The organism is Pseudomonas sp. Pseusp49, from assembly GCF_059491875.1.
Genome location: NZ_CP168514.1, coordinates 2266507 through 2282544 on the forward strand (window position 1 = coordinate 2266507; position 16038 = coordinate 2282544).

Below are 16038 nucleotides of genomic sequence, written 5' to 3' on the forward strand. Positions count from 1 at the left end.
CCAGCCGGACGGGCGCGTGGAGAGTTTTTATGTCCGCTTGCGCTACGAACGCTGTCCTCTCGGTCAGCGGTATCGGCAAGACCTACGCCCAACCGGTCCTGGCCGGCATCGACCTGACGCTCATGCGCGGTGAAGTGCTGGCGCTGACCGGCGAGAACGGCGCAGGCAAAAGCACGCTGTCGAAAATCATTGGCGGGCTGGTCGAGCCGACCACCGGCCAGATGCAGTTTCAGGGGCAGGCCTATCGTCCGGGCAGCCGGAGCCAGGCAGAAGGCCTCGGCATCCGCATGGTCATGCAGGAACTCAATCTGCTGCCGACCCTGTCGGTGGCGGAAAACCTGTTTCTTCACAATCTGCCCAACAGTGGTGGCTGGATCAGTCGCAAGCAATTGCGCAAGGCTGCCCTCGAGGCCATGGCTCAGGTCGGGCTCGATGCCATTGACCCGGATACCCTGGTCGGCGAACTGGGCATCGGTCATCAGCAAATGGTAGAGATCGCCCGCAACCTGATCGGCGATTGTCATGTGCTGATTCTCGATGAGCCCACCGCGATGCTCACGGCACGCGAAGTCGAAATGCTGTTCGAGCAGATCACCCGCCTGCAGGCTCGCGGCGTATCGATCATCTATATCTCTCATCGCCTCGAAGAGCTGGCGCAGGTCGCGCAGCGCATTGCCGTGCTGCGCGACGGGAATCTGGTCTGTGTCGCGCCGATGGCCAACTACAACAGCGAGCAACTGGTCACCCTGATGGTTGGCCGCGAGCTCGGCGAACACATTGATATGGGGGCGCGCAAGATCGGCGCCCCGGTATTGACGGTCAAGGGCCTGACCCGTGCCGACAAGGTTCGCGACGTGTCGTTCGAAGTGCGTGCCGGCGAGATTTTCGGCATTTCCGGTTTGATCGGCGCGGGGCGCACCGAGTTGTTGCGACTGATCTTCGGTGCCGATATCGCCGACAGCGGCACGATTGCCCTGGGCTCGCCGGCGCAGCTCATCACTGTGCGTTCGCCGGTGGATGCGGTCGGGCATGGCATCGCGCTGATCACTGAAGATCGCAAGGGCGAAGGCCTTTTGTTGACGCAGTCGATCGGTGCCAATATCGCCTTGGGCAACATGCCCGGCATCTCCAGCGCCGGCCTTGTCGACAACGATGGCGAAAACGCCCTGGCCCAGCGGCAGATCGATGCCATGCGCATTCGCAGCTCCGGTCCGGCACAGTTGGTGTCCGAGCTGTCCGGCGGTAACCAGCAGAAAGTCGTCATCGGTCGCTGGCTGGAGCGCGATTGCTCGGTGCTGCTGTTCGACGAGCCGACCCGGGGCATCGACGTCGGCGCCAAGTTCGATATCTACAACCTGCTCGGTGAATTGACCCGCAAGGGCAAGGCGCTGGTGGTGGTTTCCAGCGACTTGCGCGAGCTGATGCTGATCTGCGACCGGATCGGTGTGCTGTCGGCAGGGCGCCTGATCGATACGTTCGATCGCGACAGCTGGACCCAGGATGAATTGCTCGCCGCTGCTTTTGCCGGCTACCAAAAACGTGATGCGCAGCGCTTCGACGCCGCGCCTAGGAATCTTCCATGAAAACCGCTTCTATCGCCGGCACACGCAGTGGCAACTTCTATGGCCTGGGCACCTATCTGGGCCTGGCGGGTGCCTTGTTGGCGATGATCGTGCTGTTCTCGGTGCTGAGCAGTCACTTCCTGTCCTACGATACGTTCAGCACACTGGCCAACCAGATTCCCGACCTGATGGTGCTGGCGGTCGGCATGACCTTTGTGTTGATCATCGGGGGCATCGACCTGTCGGTAGGCTCGGTGCTGGCACTGGCGGCCTCGACCGTGAGCGTGGCGATACTGGGCTGGGGCTGGAGCGTTCTGCCCGCAGCGTTGCTCGGCATGGTTGTCGCGGCGCTCGCCGGCACCCTCACCGGTTCGATCACGGTGGCGTGGCGGATACCATCGTTCATCGTGTCCCTGGGCGTGCTGGAAATGGCGCGCGGGGTGGCGTACCAGATGACGGGTTCGCGTACGGCCTACATCGGCGACGCATTCGCCTGGTTGTCCAATCCGATCGCCTTCGGCATTTCACCCTCGTTCATCATTGCGTTGCTGATCATATTCGTCGCCCAGGCCGTGTTGACCCGCACGGTGTTCGGTCGCTACCTGATCGGAATCGGCACCAACGAAGAGGCTGTGCGGCTGGCAGGGATCAATCCGAAGCCCTACAAAATCCTGGTGTTCAGCCTGATGGGATTGCTGGCCGGCATTGCTGCGCTGTTCCAGATTTCTCGCCTGGAAGCCGCCGACCCGAATGCCGGCTCCGGTCTTGAGTTGCAGGTGATCGCCGCCGTGGTGATCGGCGGGACCAGCCTGATGGGCGGGCGCGGCTCGGTGATCAGCACGTTTTTTGGCGTCCTGATCATTTCCGTGCTGGCCGCGGGGCTGGCGCAGATCGGGGCAACCGAGCCGACCAAACGCATCATTACCGGCGCGGTGATCGTGGTGGCGGTGGTGCTGGACACTTATCGCAGTCAACGCGCAAGCCGGCGGACCTGAGTCATGGCGACTATCAAAGATGTGGCAGCCCTTGCCGGCATTTCCTACACCACGGTTTCCCATGTGGTGAACAAGACCCGCCCGGTCAGTGAAGAAGTCCGGATCAAGGTCGAGGCCGCGATCAAGACCCTCGACTACGTCCCCAGCGCCGTGGCCCGTTCACTCAAGGCCAAGACCACGGCGACCATCGGCCTGCTGGTCCCCAACAGCCTCAACCCGTACTTCGCCGAGCTGGCCAGGGGGATCGAGGATTACTGTGAGCGAAACGGTTACTGCGTGATCCTGTGCAACTCCGACGACAATCCGGACAAGCAGCGCAGCTACCTGCGTGTGCTGCTGGAAAAACGCATCGACGGCCTGATCGTCGCCTCGGCCGGTGGCGACAGTGGCCTGGTACAGGGTCTGAAGGGCGTGCGCACGCCCATGGTGATCGTCGACCGCGGACTGGACGGTGTCGATGCCGACCTGGTGCGCATCGACCATGAATACGGCGCGTACTTGGCGACCCGCCATCTGTTGGAGTTGGGCCACCGGGACATCGCCACGATCAGCGGGCCGGAAAACACCAGTGTGGCGCAGATGCGCCTGGCGGGTTATCGCAGGGCCTTGAAAGAGGCGGGCGTCGAAGTCTCTCCCGAGCGCATGCTGGCAAGCGATTTCACCAGCACCGGCGGTTACAGCGCTGCCGCGATGTTGCTGGAAAGCCATCCGCCTACCGCCATTTTTGCCGCCAACGACATGATCGGCATCGGCGTGTTGCGGGCCGCCGCCGAGCGCAATATTCGCGTACCGAGCGAGTTGTCGGTGATCGGTTTCGACGATATCCAGATGAGTCGGTATGTCTACCCGTCGTTGACCACGGTGGGGCAATCGATCCTGCAACTCGGTGAAATGGCTGCCGAAGTGCTGTTACGGCGAATCGCCACGCCGGGTCTGGCGACCGATCAGCGGATCGTGACGCCGAGTATTGTCATCCGTGAATCAACGGCGCCGTTGGCCGGCGTGTTTGACCAGTGCCGTTGAAACAGAAAGCCGCTGAACCGACAGCGCCGCCGAAACAGAATCGATGAGTAGCAATGTATGTCAGCAAAAGTAGTGGTAATAGGCAGTTTGAACATGGACCTGGTGACCCGCGCGCCGCGTTTGCCCAAGGGCGGTGAAACGCTGATTGGTCAGTCGTTTGCCACCGTCTCCGGCGGCAAGGGCGCCAATCAGGCCGTGGCGGCGGCGAGGCTCGGGGCCCAGGTGTCGATGATCGGCTGCGTGGGCAATGACGCCTATGGCGACGCACTGCGCGGGGCGCTGTTGGCCGAGCAGATCGATTGCCAGGCAGTGAGCACCATTGACGGTTCCAGCGGCGTGGCGTTGATCGTGGTCGACGACAGCAGTCAGAACACCATCGTGATCGTCCCCGGTGCCAACGGCGCATTGACCGCTGAGGCCATCGACCGTTTTGATTCGGTGATACAGGCGGCGGACGTGCTCATCTGCCAGCTGGAAGTCCCCGATGCCTCTGTTGGCCATGCGCTCAAGCGCGGCCGCGAGCTGGGCAAGACGGTCATCCTCAACCCGGCGCCGGCCAGCCGTCCGTTGCCATCGCACTGGTACGGGTCTATCGATTACCTGATTCCCAACGAGAGCGAAGCGTCGGCCTTGAGCGGAGTGTCTGTGGACTCCCTGGAGACCGCGCAAGCCGCGGCGACCCGGCTGATTGCCCTGGGCGCCGGCAAGGTGATCATCACCCTCGGCGCGCAAGGTTCGCTGTTTGCCGATGGCCAGCGCTTCGAGCATTACCCTGCGCCGGTCGTAAAGGCTGTCGACACCACGGCGGCGGGCGATACGTTCGTCGGTGGTTTCGCTGCGGCGTTGGCAGCGGGTCAGGATGAGGCGCAGGCGATCCGCTTCGGACAGGTGGCTGCGGCGCTGTCGGTCACCCGTGCCGGCGCGCAACCGTCGATTCCAGCCTTGAGCGATGTACAGGCGTTTAAAATTCCATGAAAAAGACACCCTTGCTCAACATCGCTTTGTCACGGCTGATCGCCTCATTGGGGCATGGCGACATGGTCGTCATCGGCGACGCCGGTTTGCCGGTTCCACCGGGCGTCGAATTGATCGACCTGGCCTTGACCCAGGGCGTACCGGATTTTGTCAGCACATTGAAGGTGGCGCTCAGTGAGATGCAGGTCGAAAGCCATGTGCTGGCTCAGGAGATTTTCGATAAGAAACCGTCGGTCCTGATCGCGCTGGATGAACTGAACGGCGAAGGCGCACTGGGGCGACGTGAGGTGCTCAGCCATGAACAATTCAAGGTCCTGAGCCGGCAGGCGAGGGCGATTGTTCGTACAGGCGAGTGCCAGCCGTACTGCAACATCGTGCTGTTCGCCGGGGTTACGTTTTGACGGACTGCCTGCCTTTGGATTTCCCATGCACAAGGAGTGCACCATGTATCGCTATGCCCAGAAACTGCACCAACTGCTCCGGAGTCTGCTGCTTTTGTCCCTGATTACCGCAACGAACGCCCAGGCGGCACAAAAAATCGACTTGATCATCGACACCGATCCGGGGGCTGACGATGTCGTTGCCCTGTTGTTCGCCCTGGCGTCGCCGGACGAGCTGAATGTCCGGGCACTGACCACCGTTGCGGGCAATGTTCGCCTCGACAAGACCTCGCGCAATGCGCGACTGGCCCGGGAGTGGGCGGGGCGCGAAGAGGTGCCGGTCTATGCGGGCGCGCCGAAGCCCCTGATGCGCACACCCATCTATGCCGAGGACATTCATGGCAAGGAAGGGTTGTCCGGCATTGCCGTGCATGAACCCAAGCAAGGACTGGCCAAGGGCAGTGCCATCGCTTATCTGATCGACACCCTGAAATCCGCCGAGCCCCACAGTATTACCATCGCCATGCTTGGCCCGCAGACCAACCTGGCCCTGGCGTTGATCCAGGAACCGGGTATCGTCCAGGGCATCAAGGAAGTGGTGGTCATGGGTGGTGCGCACTTCAACGGCGGCAACATCACGCCGGTGGCTGAATTCAACCTGTTCGCCGATCCGCAAGCCGCCGAAGTGGTGCTCAAGAGTGGCGTGAAGCTGACCTACCTGCCGCTGGATGTGACCCACAAGATCCTGACCAGCGAAGCGCGTCTGCAACAGATAGCTGCGCTGAACAACAATGCCGGCCGTTTGGTGGGCGACATTCTCAATGAATACATCAAAGGCGACATGGAACACTACGGCATTTCAGGTGGCCCGGTGCATGACGCCACGGTGGTCGCTTACCTGCTCAAACCGCAATTGTTCAGCGGCCGCTCGGTCAACGTGGTGGTCGACAGTCGTGAGGGACCGACATTCGGGCAAACCATCGTTGACTGGTATGACGGTTTGAAAGCGCCGAAGAATGCGTTCTGGGTTGAGAGCGGCGATGCCCAGGGCTTCTTCGATCTGCTGACCGAGCGTCTGGCCCGTCTGAAGTAAGTGTCATCTCCCGCAGGTGCCTGCCTGCGGGTCTCACTCCCTCGCGCTGGCAGCTTCGGCCTTCTGGTCCGACAGGTGCTTCTCGAAAATCTGCTCGATGAACGATTGGGCGGCTTCGGTTCCCAGGTCCCTGACCAGCAGGTCGATACCGATAATGGCAAGCTCTTCCGTGCTGCTTGGACTGTATGAGCTGTGGCCGTCCTGCCACTTGGCCTTGATGTCGGCGTCGATGCTTACGGTGGTCATGATGGCACTCGTGAAGTCGGGGGGAAGTCTGAGTGCCGAGTTAACCATTTTGCGGGGCTTTTGACACGTCGACTTAGGCATGAAAAGAGGGCTGTGCGACACTTGGTCTCTGTCGAATTTTCAAGGAGCACGCTGTGCAGATCGATTTGAACTCCCCGGATGGCCTGACCCTCGAAGCGGTGCGTCAGTTGCTGGCCGGCGCCAGTGACGATGAGCACACCCAGTTGCGCGTCACCAAGGGAGGCATTGCCTACATCTCCTCGGGTGTCGTGGGCGGAACCGATATCGACGGGTTGTTGTTCCGGCTCGAAACCTGGGCCAAGGGCTCCGGTTATGTCGGCCGGGTCGCAGCCAGCGATGAAGTCTGGGTCATGCAAATCTTCAATGCCTTGAAAGAGAACTGGCCCAACCCGCCTTACGACTACATCGACGTCTATTGAGCGTTATTCATATTCAGTCACGATTCAGTGATTAAGGGCAGGGCGGCGCTCAGGCAGAATCGCGGCTCGTGCCGATTGCGGGCAGGGTGCTGGCACTGCCTGTGAAACCAAACGCCAGTCCGGTTGTCGCACGATCTCAGCTTAATCATTGAATAAGGAGGCTTCATGCCTTGGAAGCTCGCGTCATTGGGTACTTTGCTGGCCGTTGCCACGCTGGCGGGTTGCAGCACTGCCTCTACGGAGTCGGCAAACACGGATGTGGCGACGACTGACACCGGTCACAGCCGCTGTGAAGCGAAGGCTGCCGAGTTCACCATTGGCAAACAGGCATCGCCGCAACTGCTTGAGCAGGCACGTACCCGCGCAGGGGCGCAAAGCGCGCGGTTCCTGCTGCCGACCGATATGGTGACGCTGGAGTACCGTTCCGATCGCCTTAACCTGAACACCGATGCCGCCAGGGTGGTCACCCGGGTCAACTGCGGCTGATCCCCAGGCTTTTGTTTCACCCATAAAAAACCCCGTCACATGGACGGGGTTTTTTTAGTGCGCCTGGAAATTACTCTGGGCGAACTTGAGCAGCTTGCATACCCTTTTGGCCTTTCTCAGCCACGAAGGAAACAGTCTGGCCTTCTTTCAGGCTTTTGAAACCGTCGCTTTCGATAGCTTTGAAGTGTACGAACAGGTCGTCACCGCCACCTTGAGGAGTGATGAAGCCGAAGCCTTTTTCATCGTTGAACCATTTAACGGTGCCGGTTTGGCGATTAGACATGGTGTATCTCCAAGAAACATATATTTTCAGTAGTACTGTGCTGCTCAGGCCAACTGGGCACACCCGGGTATCATAGTCGAAATGTTCGGTTTGGGACCCCCCCAGACGCGCTGTTTGCTTTCATATTGCACGTCTTTCACCACCAGGAATGGCTGTGAGCCCCGGTTTCAGGGGGTTTGCGCTGCAAAACAGGGGAGTAAAAAAACCCGTAAAAGCTGCGTAAATTATGTGAATCAGCCGATATTTGGCTGTTTTGGGCCCCCGGATCACTCAAAAAACGTCGTGTGCAACGCTATTTCTGGACTCGGCACACCGAGATTTCTTTCAGTGCGCGCTGGCTCAATTCAGGGCCGGCTGGGTTGTTCTTGTCCATCAACTGCGCGATCTCCTGGGTGGTGAATTTCTTCTCGAGAACGTCGGCGCCGCACGAGCAGTGCTTCTTCGCTTCGGCCGGGTTGACAGTTTGGCTGGCAGCTTTTGTGCAATCGCTCATGTACTGGGCTTTCACACCATTTGGCCAGGCAGCGTGTGCGCTCAGTGGCAGCAACAGGGCAAGCGGGGCGGCAAAGGCAAAAAGACGGATAAGGCGCATGACAGGAACTCCTTGGGGTCGATATCTGTGGCGATTCTCAGTCAGTTTGAGGCATCTCGTATATCTCAAGTTCACTTTGCGCCAAGAAAGTGAGGAAATTTTCACCGTCTGATTGCGTGCAGGCCGATAACCGTTCATCTGTGCTAGCATGCCCCGCTCGGGCGTTTGCAGGCTCCGATGGACCTTCAGTCCCGGTGGCGGCAGATGCGCGATTAACCCTGATTTGAATCCCAGTCACTCTGGTTCGGTTTTCCGGTTGGCCGCAAGGCTCCTGCCGCTGTAAGGCAGGCGTTCGTCATTGAATGGCCTGGACCGGATCTTGTACTGGCTCATCCCAACCCACGTGACCTTTGGTAGGGGTCACCACTAGGAGAGGAGGCGCCATGCCAACTATTACTCTTCCCGACGGCAGTCAACGTTCATTCGATCACCCGGTTTCCGTAGCCGAGGTCGCCGCCTCCATCGGTGCAGGCCTGGCCAAGGCCACCGTTGCGGGCAAGGTCGATGGCAAGCTGGTCGACGCCAGTGACATCATCGACAGCGACGCGTCGCTGCAAATCATCACGCCAAAGGATGAAGAGGGGCTGGAGATCATTCGCCACTCTTGCGCCCACCTGGTTGGCCACGCGGTCAAGCAGTTGTACCCGACCGCCAAAATGGTCATCGGTCCGGTCATCGACGAAGGTTTCTATTACGACATCGCCTTCGAACGTCCTTTCACCCCGGACGACCTGGCCGCCATCGAGCAGCGCATGCAGCAGCTGATCGAGAAAGATTACGACGTGATCAAGAAGGTCACTCCGCGCGCCGAAGTGATCGAAGTGTTCAAGGCCCGTGGCGAAGACTACAAGTTGCGCCTGGTCGAGGACATGCCGAACGAACAGGCCATGGGCCTGTACTATCACGAAGAATACGTCGACATGTGCCGCGGTCCGCACGTGCCGAACACCCGCTTCCTGAAATCCTTCAAGCTGACCAAGCTGTCCGGCGCCTACTGGCGTGGCGATGCCAAGAACGAGCAATTGCAGCGCGTCTACGGCACCGCATGGGCGGACAAGAAGCAACTGGCGGCTTACATCCAGCGCATCGAAGAAGCCGAAAAACGCGACCATCGCAAGATCGGCAAGCGCCTGGGCCTGTTCCACACCCAGGAAGAGTCGCCGGGCATGGTGTTCTGGCACCCGAACGGCTGGACTCTGTACCAGGTGCTCGAGCAGTACATGCGCAAGGTTCAGCGCGACAACGGCTATCTCGAAATCAAGACGCCGCAAGTGGTTGACCGCAGCCTGTGGGAGAAATCCGGGCACTGGGCCAACTACGCCGACAACATGTTCACCACCCAGTCGGAAAACCGCGACTACGCGATCAAGCCAATGAACTGCCCTTGCCACGTGCAGGTGTTCAACCAGGGCCTGAAGAGCTACCGCGAGCTGCCGATGCGCCTGGCCGAGTTCGGTGCATGCCACCGTAACGAGCCATCGGGCGCCTTGCACGGCATCATGCGTGTGCGCGCATTCACCCAGGACGACGCCCACATCTTCTGCACCGAAGAGCAGATGCAGGCCGAGTCCGCCGCGTTCATCAAGCTGACCATGGATGTCTACGCCGATTTCGGCTTTAAAGATGTCGAGATGAAGCTGTCCACTCGTCCGGAAAAACGCGTCGGTTCCGACGAGCTTTGGGATCGCGCCGAAGCTGCACTGGCCGCAGCCCTTGACAGCGCGGGCCTGCCGTACGATCTGCAGCCGGGCGAGGGTGCGTTCTACGGTCCGAAGATCGAGTTCTCGCTGAAAGATTGCCTCGGTCGCGTCTGGCAATGTGGTACCCTGCAGCTCGATTTTAACCTGCCTGTGCGTCTGGGAGCCGAATACGTCTCCGAAGACAACAGCCGCAAGCACCCGGTGATGTTGCACCGGGCGATCCTGGGGTCCTTCGAGCGGTTCGTCGGAATCCTGATCGAGCATTACGAGGGCGCGTTCCCTGCGTGGCTGGCTCCGACCCAGGCAGTGGTGATGAATATCACTGATAAACAGGCTGATTTTGCCGCCGAAGTGGAAAAAACTCTCAACGAAAGCGGGTTTCGTGCCAAGTCTGACTTGAGAAATGAAAAGATCGGCTTTAAAATCCGCGAGCATACTTTGCTCAAGGTTCCTTATCTCTTGGTTATCGGAGATCGGGAAGTCGAGATGCAGACTGTCGCTGTGCGTACTCGTGAAGGTGCTGACCTGGGCTCGATGCCCGTCGCCCAGTTCGCTGAGTTCCTCGCCCAAGCGGTTTCCCGGCGTGGTCGCCAAGATTCGGAGTAATTATTATTAAGCGTGAAATGAGACAAGATAAACGAACTGCACCGAAAGCCCCGATCAACGAGAATATCTCGGCACGCGAGGTTCGGTTAATTGGGGCTGAAGGTGAACAGCTCGGGATTGTGTCAATCGAAGACGCGCTTCTTAAGGCTGAAGAGGCCAAGCTGGATCTGGTGGAGATTTCCGCCGATGCAGTACCACCTGTTTGCAAACTGATGGACTACGGCAAATCGATCTTCGAAAAGAAGAAGCAGATTGCTGCGGCCAAGAAAAACCAGAAGCAGATTCAGGTTAAAGAAATCAAGTTTCGTCCAGGGACGGAGGAAGGGGATTACCAGGTAAAACTGCGCAACCTGGTACGTTTCCTGAGTGACGGGGACAGGGCCAAGGTATCCTTGCGATTCCGCGGCCGTGAGATGGCCCACCAGGAGCTGGGGATGGAACTCCTCAAGCGAGTTGAAGGTGACTTGCTCGAGTACGGTTCGGTCGAACAGCATCCTAAGATGGAAGGACGCCAGCTGATCATGGTCATCGCCCCGAAAAAGAAGAAGTAATCAACAGGGCACGGCAGGCCTTCTGATTATGTTTATCAACTGAATGCGGAGTATCCGAACATGCCAAAAATGAAGACCAAAAGTGGTGCTGCTAAGCGGTTTCTGAAAACTGCTAACGGTATCAAGCACAAGCACGCTTTCAAGAGCCACATCCTGACCAAAATGTCGACCAAGCGTAAGCGTCAACTGCGCGGTAGCAGCTTGCTGCATCCGTCTGACGTGGCAAAAGTCGAGCGCATGCTGCGCCTTCGTTAATTTTAGTCAAGAATAGAGGAAGTAACTCATGGCTCGTGTAAAGCGTGGCGTCATTGCCCGTAAGCGTCACAAAAAAATTCTGAAACTTGCTAAAGGCTACTACGGCGCACGCTCCCGCGTATTCCGTGTTGCCAAGCAAGCGGTAATCAAGGCAGGCCAATACGCCTACCGTGACCGTCGTCAGAAAAAACGTCAGTTCCGCGCTCTGTGGATCGCTCGTATCAATGCTGGTGCTCGTATCAACGGTCTGTCCTACAGCCGTTTCATCGCCGGCCTGAAAAAAGCGTCCATCGAGATCGACCGTAAGGTTCTGGCTGATCTGGCAGTGAACGAAAAAGCGGCGTTTGCTGCGATTGTCGAGAAAGCTAAAGCCACCTTGGCTTAAGTACCCCCGACAGTCACCCGGCCTCGCATCTGTGGGGTCAGGTGTTAAACGTCATAAATAGGGGAAGAGCCTTCAAGCTCTTCCCCTATTTTGTATCTGGAGTCTGTACATGGAAAACCTGGATGCGCTCGTCTCTCAAGCACTAGAGGCTGTGCAAAGCGCTGAAGATATCAATGCCCTGGAGCAAATCCGGGTTCACTACCTTGGCAAGAAGGGTGAATTGACTCAGGTGATGAAGACCCTGGGGAATTTGCCGGCAGAAGAGCGTCCGCAGGTCGGTGCGCTGATCAACGTTGCCAAGGAGCGTGTCACAGAGGTCCTTAATGCGCGCAAGGCATTGTTTGAAGAAGCCGATCTGGCTGCCAAACTCTCCGCCGAGTCCATTGACGTGACCCTGCCTGGCCGCGGTCAGACCTCCGGTGGTCTGCATCCGGTTACCCGCACTCTGGAACGCGTCGAACAGTTCTTCACCCGTATCGGCTACGGCATCGCCGAAGGCCCTGAGGTCGAAGACGACTATCACAACTTCGAAGCGCTCAACATCCCAGGCCATCACCCGGCCCGGTCGATGCATGACACCTTCTATTTCAATGCGAACATGCTGTTGCGCACCCATACCTCGCCGGTACAGGTCCGCACCATGGAGTCCAAGCAGCCGCCGATCCGCATCGTCTGCCCAGGCCGTGTATACCGCAGCGACTCCGATATCACCCACTCGCCGATGTTCCACCAGGTCGAAGGCCTGCTGATCGATCGCGACATCAATTTCGCCGACCTCAAGGGCACCATCGAAGAGTTCCTGCGGGTGTTCTTCGAAAAGGAACTGGCGGTGCGTTTCCGTCCTTCCTACTTCCCGTTCACCGAGCCATCCGCTGAAGTCGACATGGAATGCGTGATGTGCAGCGGTAAAGGCTGCCGCGTCTGCAAGCAGACCGGCTGGCTGGAAGTGATGGGCTGCGGCATGGTTCACCCGAACGTGCTGCGCATGTCCGGTATCGACCCGGAAGAGTTCTCGGGCTTTGCCTTCGGCATGGGCGTTGAGCGTCTGGCCATGCTGCGTTACGGCGTGAACGACTTGCGTCTGTTCTTCGACAACGACTTGCGGTTCCTCGCGCAATTTCGCTAGTCGTAACGAATTCTTAGGAGAGCAGGATGAAATTCAGTGAACAATGGCTGCGTGGCTGGGTTAGCCCGCAGGTAAGTCGCGACGAGCTGGTTGCTCGTCTGTCGATGGCCGGTCTTGAGGTCGATAGCGTTACGCCGGCCGCCGGTGTTTTCAGTGGCGTGGTGGTTGGCGAGGTGCTGAGCACCGAGCAGCACCCGGACGCCGACAAGCTGCGCGTTTGCCAGGTCAGCAACGGCTCGGAAACCTTCCAGGTGGTTTGCGGTGCGCCCAACGTGCGCCCGGGCCTGAAGATTCCTTTCGCCATGATCGGCGCCGAGTTGCCAGGTGACTTCAAGATCAAGAAGGCCAAGCTGCGTGGCGTTGAATCCAACGGCATGCTGTGCTCGCAATCCGAGCTGCAGGTCGGTGAAGGTAACGACGGTCTGATGGAACTGCCGGCCGATGCGCCGGTAGGCGAAGATTTCCGCGTTTATCTGGACCTGGAAGACGCCAGCATCGAGGTCGACCTGACCCCGAACCGTGGCGACTGCCTGTCCCTGGCCGGCCTGGCCCGTGAAGTCGGTGCTTTGTACGCCGCTCCGGTCAGCCGTCCGGTAGTGGCTTCGGTGCCTGCCGCGCATGACGAAGTGCGTTCGGTAGAAGTGCTGGCGCCTGCCGCGTGCCCGCGTTATCTGGGTCGTGTGATCCGTAACGTTGATCTGTCCAGGCCTACGCCGCTGTGGATGGTAGAGCGCCTGCGTCGTGCCGACGTGCGCAGCATCGATGCTGCCGTCGACATCACCAACTACGTGATGCTGGAGCTGGGTCAGCCGCTGCACGCCTTCGATCTCGCCGAAATCAACGGCGGCATCCGTGTGCGCATGGCCGAAGACGGCGAGAAGCTGGTGCTGCTCGACGGTCAGGAAGTCAGCCTGCGTAGCGATACGCTGGTGATCGCCGACCACTCCCGCGCACTGGCAATCGCCGGCGTCATGGGTGGCGAGCACAGCGGTGTGTCCGCGACCACCCGTGATGTGTTCCTCGAAAGTGCCTTCTTCGACCAGATCGCCGTGGCAGGCAAGGCCCGTTCCTATGGCCTGCACACCGATGCATCCCATCGCTATGAGCGTGGTGTGGACTGGCAACTGGCCCGCGAGGCCATGGAGCGCGCGACTGGCCTGCTGCTGGAAATCACCGGCGGTGAAGCGGGTCCGATCATCGAGACCGTCAGCGAACAGCACCTGCCAAAAATTGCTCCGGTCACCCTGCGTGCCCAGCGCATTACCCAGATGCTGGGTATGGAAATGGATTCGGCTGAAGTGGAGCGCCTGCTCAATGCCTTGGGCCTGGCCATTACTGCCGACGGGGCAGGGCAGTGGCGTGTAGAAGTGCCAAGCCATCGCTTCGATATCAGCCTGGAAGTCGACCTGATCGAAGAACTGGCACGCCTGTACGGCTACAACCGTCTGCCGGTTCGTTATCCACAAGCGCGTCTGGCGCCGCAAGCCAAGGCCGAAGCCCGTAGCGACCTGCCTGAACTGCGCCGCCTGCTGGTTGCCCGTGGATACCAGGAAGCAATTACCTACAGCTTCATCGATCCGAAACAGTTCGAACTGTTTAATCCGGGTGTTGAGCCGTTGCTGCTCGCCAATCCCATCTCCAATGACATGGCCGCCATGCGTTCGTCCTTGTGGCCGGGTCTGGTCAAGGCGCTTCAGCACAACCTGAACCGTCAGCAGGATCGCGTACGCCTGTTCGAAAGCGGCCTGCGTTTCGTTGGTCAGCTCGAAGGTTTGAAGCAAGAGCCGATGCTCGCCGGTGTGGTTTGCGGCAGTCGCTTGCCGGAAGGCTGGGCGCAGGGTCGCGATACCGTTGACTTCTTTGACGTCAAGGCTGACGTGGAAGCGGTGCTGGGCTTCGCCGGTGCCCTGGATGCGTTCACTTTCGTGCCAGGCAAGCACCCGGCATTGCACCCGGGCCAAACCGCACGCATCGAACGAGATGGTCGTCTGGTCGGCTTCATTGGCGCGATCCACCCCGAATTGTCGAAAACCCTCGGTCTCGACCGTCCGGTCTTCGTCTTCGAGCTGGTTCTGGCGGAAGTGGCGTCGGGCAAAATGCCGAAATTCCACGAGTTATCGCGCTTTCCTGAAGTGCGTCGTGACCTTGCACTGATTGCGCACAAAGACGTTGCAGCCACGGCTGTACTGGACGTAATCCGTGAAAATGCAGGCGAATGGCTGACAGACCTCAGGCTATTTGACGTGTATCAGGGTAAAGGCATTGATCCTGATAGAAAAAGCCTCGCAGTCGGCTTGACCTGGCAGCATCCATCGCGCACTCTTAATGACGATGAGGTGAATACCGCAACGCAAAACATCCTCACCTCGCTCGAACAAAGGTTGAACGCCACGTTAAGGAAGTGACGTATGGGGGCTCTGACGAAAGCTGAGATGGCGGAACGTCTGTATGAAGAGCTGGGCCTGAATAAACGGGAGGCCAAGGAATTGGTCGAACTGTTTTTTGAAGAAATCAGGCACGCTCTCGAAGACAACGAACAAGTCAAATTGTCCGGTTTCGGCAATTTCGACCTTCGGGACAAACGCCAGCGGCCTGGCCGCAATCCGAAAACGGGGGAAGAAATCCCGATCACGGCTCGCCGTGTGGTCACCTTTCGTCCAGGGCAGAAGTTGAAGGCCCGAGTTGAGGCTTATGCTGGAACCAAGTCATAACGACGAGCTCCCCGTCATCCCGGGCAAACGCTACTTCACCATTGGTGAAGTCAGCGAGCTGTGTGCGGTAAAACCACACGTGCTGCGCTACTGGGAGCAGGAGTTTCCTCAACTCAACCCGGTCAAACGCCGCGGAAACCGCCGGTATTATCAGCGCCAGGACGTGTTGATGATCCGGCAGATCCGCGCGCTACTTTATGATCAGGGGTTCACCATCGGCGGAGCGCGCCTGCGTTTGTCCGGTGATGAAGCCAAAGACGACACCACCCAATACAAGCAAATGATCCGCCAGATGATCGCCGAGCTCGAAGATGTTCTGGTAGTACTCAAGAAATAAATTCCTGCTTTTAAATACTTCCAGTTTTCAAAAGCTTGCGATATATTCTTGAGCGTTCCTCGAGGTGAGGAACGGGTAACACGCCTAGTCGGGGCGTAGCGCAGTCCGGTAGCGCACTAGCATGGGGTGCTAGGGGTCGAGTGTTCGAATCACTCCGTCCCGACCATATAACTCCCGAAAAATCCAACCACTTAGCGGTGGTTGGATTTTTTATGTCTGTTTTTTTTCACTGCATGCTTATTTTTTACCCTTCTGGTTGCCAATTGGTTGCCAGTTGAGATTCTCTTGCCCA

The 16038-nt window shown here is 58.8% G+C and carries 19 protein-coding genes and 1 tRNA gene; 17 read left to right on the forward strand and 3 right to left on the reverse strand.

Going from position 1 to position 16038, the window contains the following annotated elements; genetic code table 11:
* Nucleotides 1-29 precede the first annotated feature (29 nt).
* The 6 genes from ACEN83_RS10290 to ACEN83_RS10315 are packed head-to-tail and all read left to right on the forward strand — an operon-like array spanning nucleotide 30 to nucleotide 6028.
* Entirely contained in the window at nucleotides 30-1583 is a 1554-nt protein-coding gene (locus ACEN83_RS10290) for a sugar ABC transporter ATP-binding protein (protein WP_495580192.1), read from the forward strand.
* A complete protein-coding gene (locus ACEN83_RS10295; protein WP_495580193.1) occupies nucleotides 1580-2557 on the forward strand; it encodes an ABC transporter permease in 978 nt (325 codons plus the stop codon). Before ACEN83_RS10290 ends, ACEN83_RS10295 begins: the two co-directional genes overlap by 4 nt.
* Nucleotides 2558-2560: 3 nt before the next feature.
* Complete coding sequence (locus ACEN83_RS10300; RefSeq protein ID WP_495580194.1) at nucleotides 2561-3580, forward strand: LacI family DNA-binding transcriptional regulator; 1020 nt, start codon at nucleotides 2561-2563, stop codon at nucleotides 3578-3580.
* A gap of 57 nt (nucleotides 3581-3637) precedes the next feature.
* On the forward strand, nucleotides 3638-4555 hold the full coding sequence (gene rbsK, locus ACEN83_RS10305) for a ribokinase (RefSeq protein WP_495580195.1): 918 nt from the start codon (nucleotides 3638-3640) through the stop codon (nucleotides 4553-4555).
* Nucleotides 4552-4956 (forward strand): D-ribose pyranase, encoded by a 405-nt coding sequence (rbsD, locus tag ACEN83_RS10310; protein ID WP_495580196.1) that lies wholly within the window; start codon nucleotides 4552-4554, stop codon nucleotides 4954-4956. Before rbsK ends, rbsD begins: the two co-directional genes overlap by 4 nt.
* A 43-nt stretch (nucleotides 4957-4999) precedes the next feature.
* Entirely contained in the window at nucleotides 5000-6028 is a 1029-nt protein-coding gene (locus ACEN83_RS10315) for a nucleoside hydrolase (RefSeq protein WP_495580197.1), read from the forward strand.
* A gap of 33 nt (nucleotides 6029-6061) precedes the next feature.
* Here the strand turns inward: ACEN83_RS10315 and ACEN83_RS10320 are convergent, their stop codons facing one another.
* Complete coding sequence (locus ACEN83_RS10320) at nucleotides 6062-6274, reverse strand: hypothetical protein (RefSeq protein WP_218481344.1); 213 nt, start codon at nucleotides 6272-6274, stop codon at nucleotides 6062-6064.
* A 134-nt stretch (nucleotides 6275-6408) separates the two neighbouring features.
* On the opposite strand from ACEN83_RS10320, the gene ACEN83_RS10325 reads away from it, so the two are divergent.
* Both ACEN83_RS10325 and ACEN83_RS10330 read left to right on the forward strand, forming a co-directional pair.
* The gene (locus ACEN83_RS10325; protein WP_007975706.1) at nucleotides 6409-6714 is read left to right on the forward strand and encodes a hypothetical protein; all 306 of its coding nucleotides are present in this window, start codon (nucleotides 6409-6411) and stop codon (nucleotides 6712-6714) included.
* A gap of 165 nt (nucleotides 6715-6879) precedes the next feature.
* On the forward strand, nucleotides 6880-7200 hold the full coding sequence (locus ACEN83_RS10330; RefSeq protein ID WP_007975707.1) for an I78 family peptidase inhibitor: 321 nt from the start codon (nucleotides 6880-6882) through the stop codon (nucleotides 7198-7200).
* 70 nt (nucleotides 7201-7270) lie between these two features.
* Here ACEN83_RS10330 and ACEN83_RS10335 read toward each other — a convergent pair whose 3' ends face one another.
* Nucleotides 7271-7483, reverse strand: a complete 213-nt coding sequence (locus ACEN83_RS10335; RefSeq protein WP_003179963.1) for a cold-shock protein — start codon at nucleotides 7481-7483, stop codon at nucleotides 7271-7273.
* A gap of 292 nt (nucleotides 7484-7775) precedes the next feature.
* Nucleotides 7776-8075: a hypothetical protein gene (locus ACEN83_RS10340; protein WP_007975709.1), complete on the reverse strand. Its 300-nt coding sequence runs from the start codon at nucleotides 8073-8075 to the stop codon at nucleotides 7776-7778.
* Nucleotides 8076-8458: 383 nt separating this feature from the next.
* Between ACEN83_RS10340 and thrS the strand changes: the two genes are divergently transcribed.
* The 9 genes from thrS to ACEN83_RS10385 all read left to right on the forward strand — a co-directional run bounded on the left by thrS (nucleotide 8459) and on the right by ACEN83_RS10385 (nucleotide 15912).
* Complete coding sequence (gene thrS / locus ACEN83_RS10345; RefSeq protein WP_007975710.1) at nucleotides 8459-10381, forward strand: threonine--tRNA ligase; 1923 nt, start codon at nucleotides 8459-8461, stop codon at nucleotides 10379-10381.
* Complete coding sequence (gene infC / locus ACEN83_RS10350; protein WP_172435703.1) at nucleotides 10381-10932, forward strand: translation initiation factor IF-3; 552 nt, start codon at nucleotides 10381-10383, stop codon at nucleotides 10930-10932. The genes thrS and infC overlap by 1 nt, the downstream gene beginning before the upstream one ends.
* 60 nt (nucleotides 10933-10992) lie before the next feature.
* Nucleotides 10993-11187: a 50S ribosomal protein L35 gene (rpmI, locus tag ACEN83_RS10355; RefSeq protein ID WP_002553160.1), complete on the forward strand. Its 195-nt coding sequence runs from the start codon at nucleotides 10993-10995 to the stop codon at nucleotides 11185-11187.
* 28 nt (nucleotides 11188-11215) lie between these two features.
* Nucleotides 11216-11572: a 50S ribosomal protein L20 gene (rplT, locus tag ACEN83_RS10360; protein ID WP_007905879.1), complete on the forward strand. Its 357-nt coding sequence runs from the start codon at nucleotides 11216-11218 to the stop codon at nucleotides 11570-11572.
* Between the two features lie 109 nt (nucleotides 11573-11681).
* Nucleotides 11682-12698: a phenylalanine--tRNA ligase subunit alpha gene (gene pheS / locus ACEN83_RS10365; RefSeq protein ID WP_007975711.1), complete on the forward strand. Its 1017-nt coding sequence runs from the start codon at nucleotides 11682-11684 to the stop codon at nucleotides 12696-12698.
* A gap of 26 nt (nucleotides 12699-12724) precedes the next feature.
* Entirely contained in the window at nucleotides 12725-15103 is a 2379-nt protein-coding gene (gene pheT / locus ACEN83_RS10370; protein WP_493726296.1) for a phenylalanine--tRNA ligase subunit beta, read from the forward strand.
* A gap of 3 nt (nucleotides 15104-15106) precedes the next feature.
* A complete protein-coding gene (ihfA, locus tag ACEN83_RS10375; protein ID WP_002553164.1) occupies nucleotides 15107-15409 on the forward strand; it encodes an integration host factor subunit alpha in 303 nt (100 codons plus the stop codon).
* Entirely contained in the window at nucleotides 15390-15746 is a 357-nt protein-coding gene (locus ACEN83_RS10380) for a MerR family transcriptional regulator (protein WP_003179985.1), read from the forward strand. The genes ihfA and ACEN83_RS10380 overlap by 20 nt, the downstream gene beginning before the upstream one ends.
* An 89-nt stretch (nucleotides 15747-15835) precedes the next feature.
* Nucleotides 15836-15912: transfer RNA gene (locus ACEN83_RS10385), tRNA-Pro, on the forward strand.
* Nucleotides 15913-16038: the final 126 nt, after the last annotated feature.

What these genes read in the sequence shown, in the direction of transcription:
- ACEN83_RS10340 (WP_007975709.1), bottom strand. Translation starts at nt 8,075, where the DNA reads ATGCGCCTTATCCGTCTTTTTGCCTTTGCCGCCCCGCTTGCCCTGTTG.
- rbsD (WP_495580196.1), top strand. Translation starts at nt 4,552, where the DNA reads ATGAAAAAGACACCCTTGCTCAACATCGCTTTGTCACGGCTGATCGCC.
- pheS (WP_007975711.1), top strand. Translation starts at nt 11,682, where the DNA reads ATGGAAAACCTGGATGCGCTCGTCTCTCAAGCACTAGAGGCTGTGCAA.
- rpmI (WP_002553160.1), top strand. Translation starts at nt 10,993, where the DNA reads ATGCCAAAAATGAAGACCAAAAGTGGTGCTGCTAAGCGGTTTCTGAAA.
- ACEN83_RS10290 (WP_495580192.1), top strand. Translation starts at nt 30, where the DNA reads ATGTCCGCTTGCGCTACGAACGCTGTCCTCTCGGTCAGCGGTATCGGC.
- ihfA (WP_002553164.1), top strand. Translation starts at nt 15,107, where the DNA reads ATGGGGGCTCTGACGAAAGCTGAGATGGCGGAACGTCTGTATGAAGAG.
- rbsK (WP_495580195.1), top strand. Translation starts at nt 3,638, where the DNA reads ATGTCAGCAAAAGTAGTGGTAATAGGCAGTTTGAACATGGACCTGGTG.
- ACEN83_RS10335 (WP_003179963.1), bottom strand. Translation starts at nt 7,483, where the DNA reads ATGTCTAATCGCCAAACCGGCACCGTTAAATGGTTCAACGATGAAAAA.
- pheT (WP_493726296.1), top strand. Translation starts at nt 12,725, where the DNA reads ATGAAATTCAGTGAACAATGGCTGCGTGGCTGGGTTAGCCCGCAGGTA.
- ACEN83_RS10320 (WP_218481344.1), bottom strand. Translation starts at nt 6,274, where the DNA reads ATGACCACCGTAAGCATCGACGCCGACATCAAGGCCAAGTGGCAGGAC.
- ACEN83_RS10315 (WP_495580197.1), top strand. Translation starts at nt 5,000, where the DNA reads ATGTATCGCTATGCCCAGAAACTGCACCAACTGCTCCGGAGTCTGCTG.
- thrS (WP_007975710.1), top strand. Translation starts at nt 8,459, where the DNA reads ATGCCAACTATTACTCTTCCCGACGGCAGTCAACGTTCATTCGATCAC.
- ACEN83_RS10380 (WP_003179985.1), top strand. Translation starts at nt 15,390, where the DNA reads ATGCTGGAACCAAGTCATAACGACGAGCTCCCCGTCATCCCGGGCAAA.
- ACEN83_RS10300 (WP_495580194.1), top strand. Translation starts at nt 2,561, where the DNA reads ATGGCGACTATCAAAGATGTGGCAGCCCTTGCCGGCATTTCCTACACC.
- ACEN83_RS10295 (WP_495580193.1), top strand. Translation starts at nt 1,580, where the DNA reads ATGAAAACCGCTTCTATCGCCGGCACACGCAGTGGCAACTTCTATGGC.
- rplT (WP_007905879.1), top strand. Translation starts at nt 11,216, where the DNA reads ATGGCTCGTGTAAAGCGTGGCGTCATTGCCCGTAAGCGTCACAAAAAA.
- ACEN83_RS10330 (WP_007975707.1), top strand. Translation starts at nt 6,880, where the DNA reads ATGCCTTGGAAGCTCGCGTCATTGGGTACTTTGCTGGCCGTTGCCACG.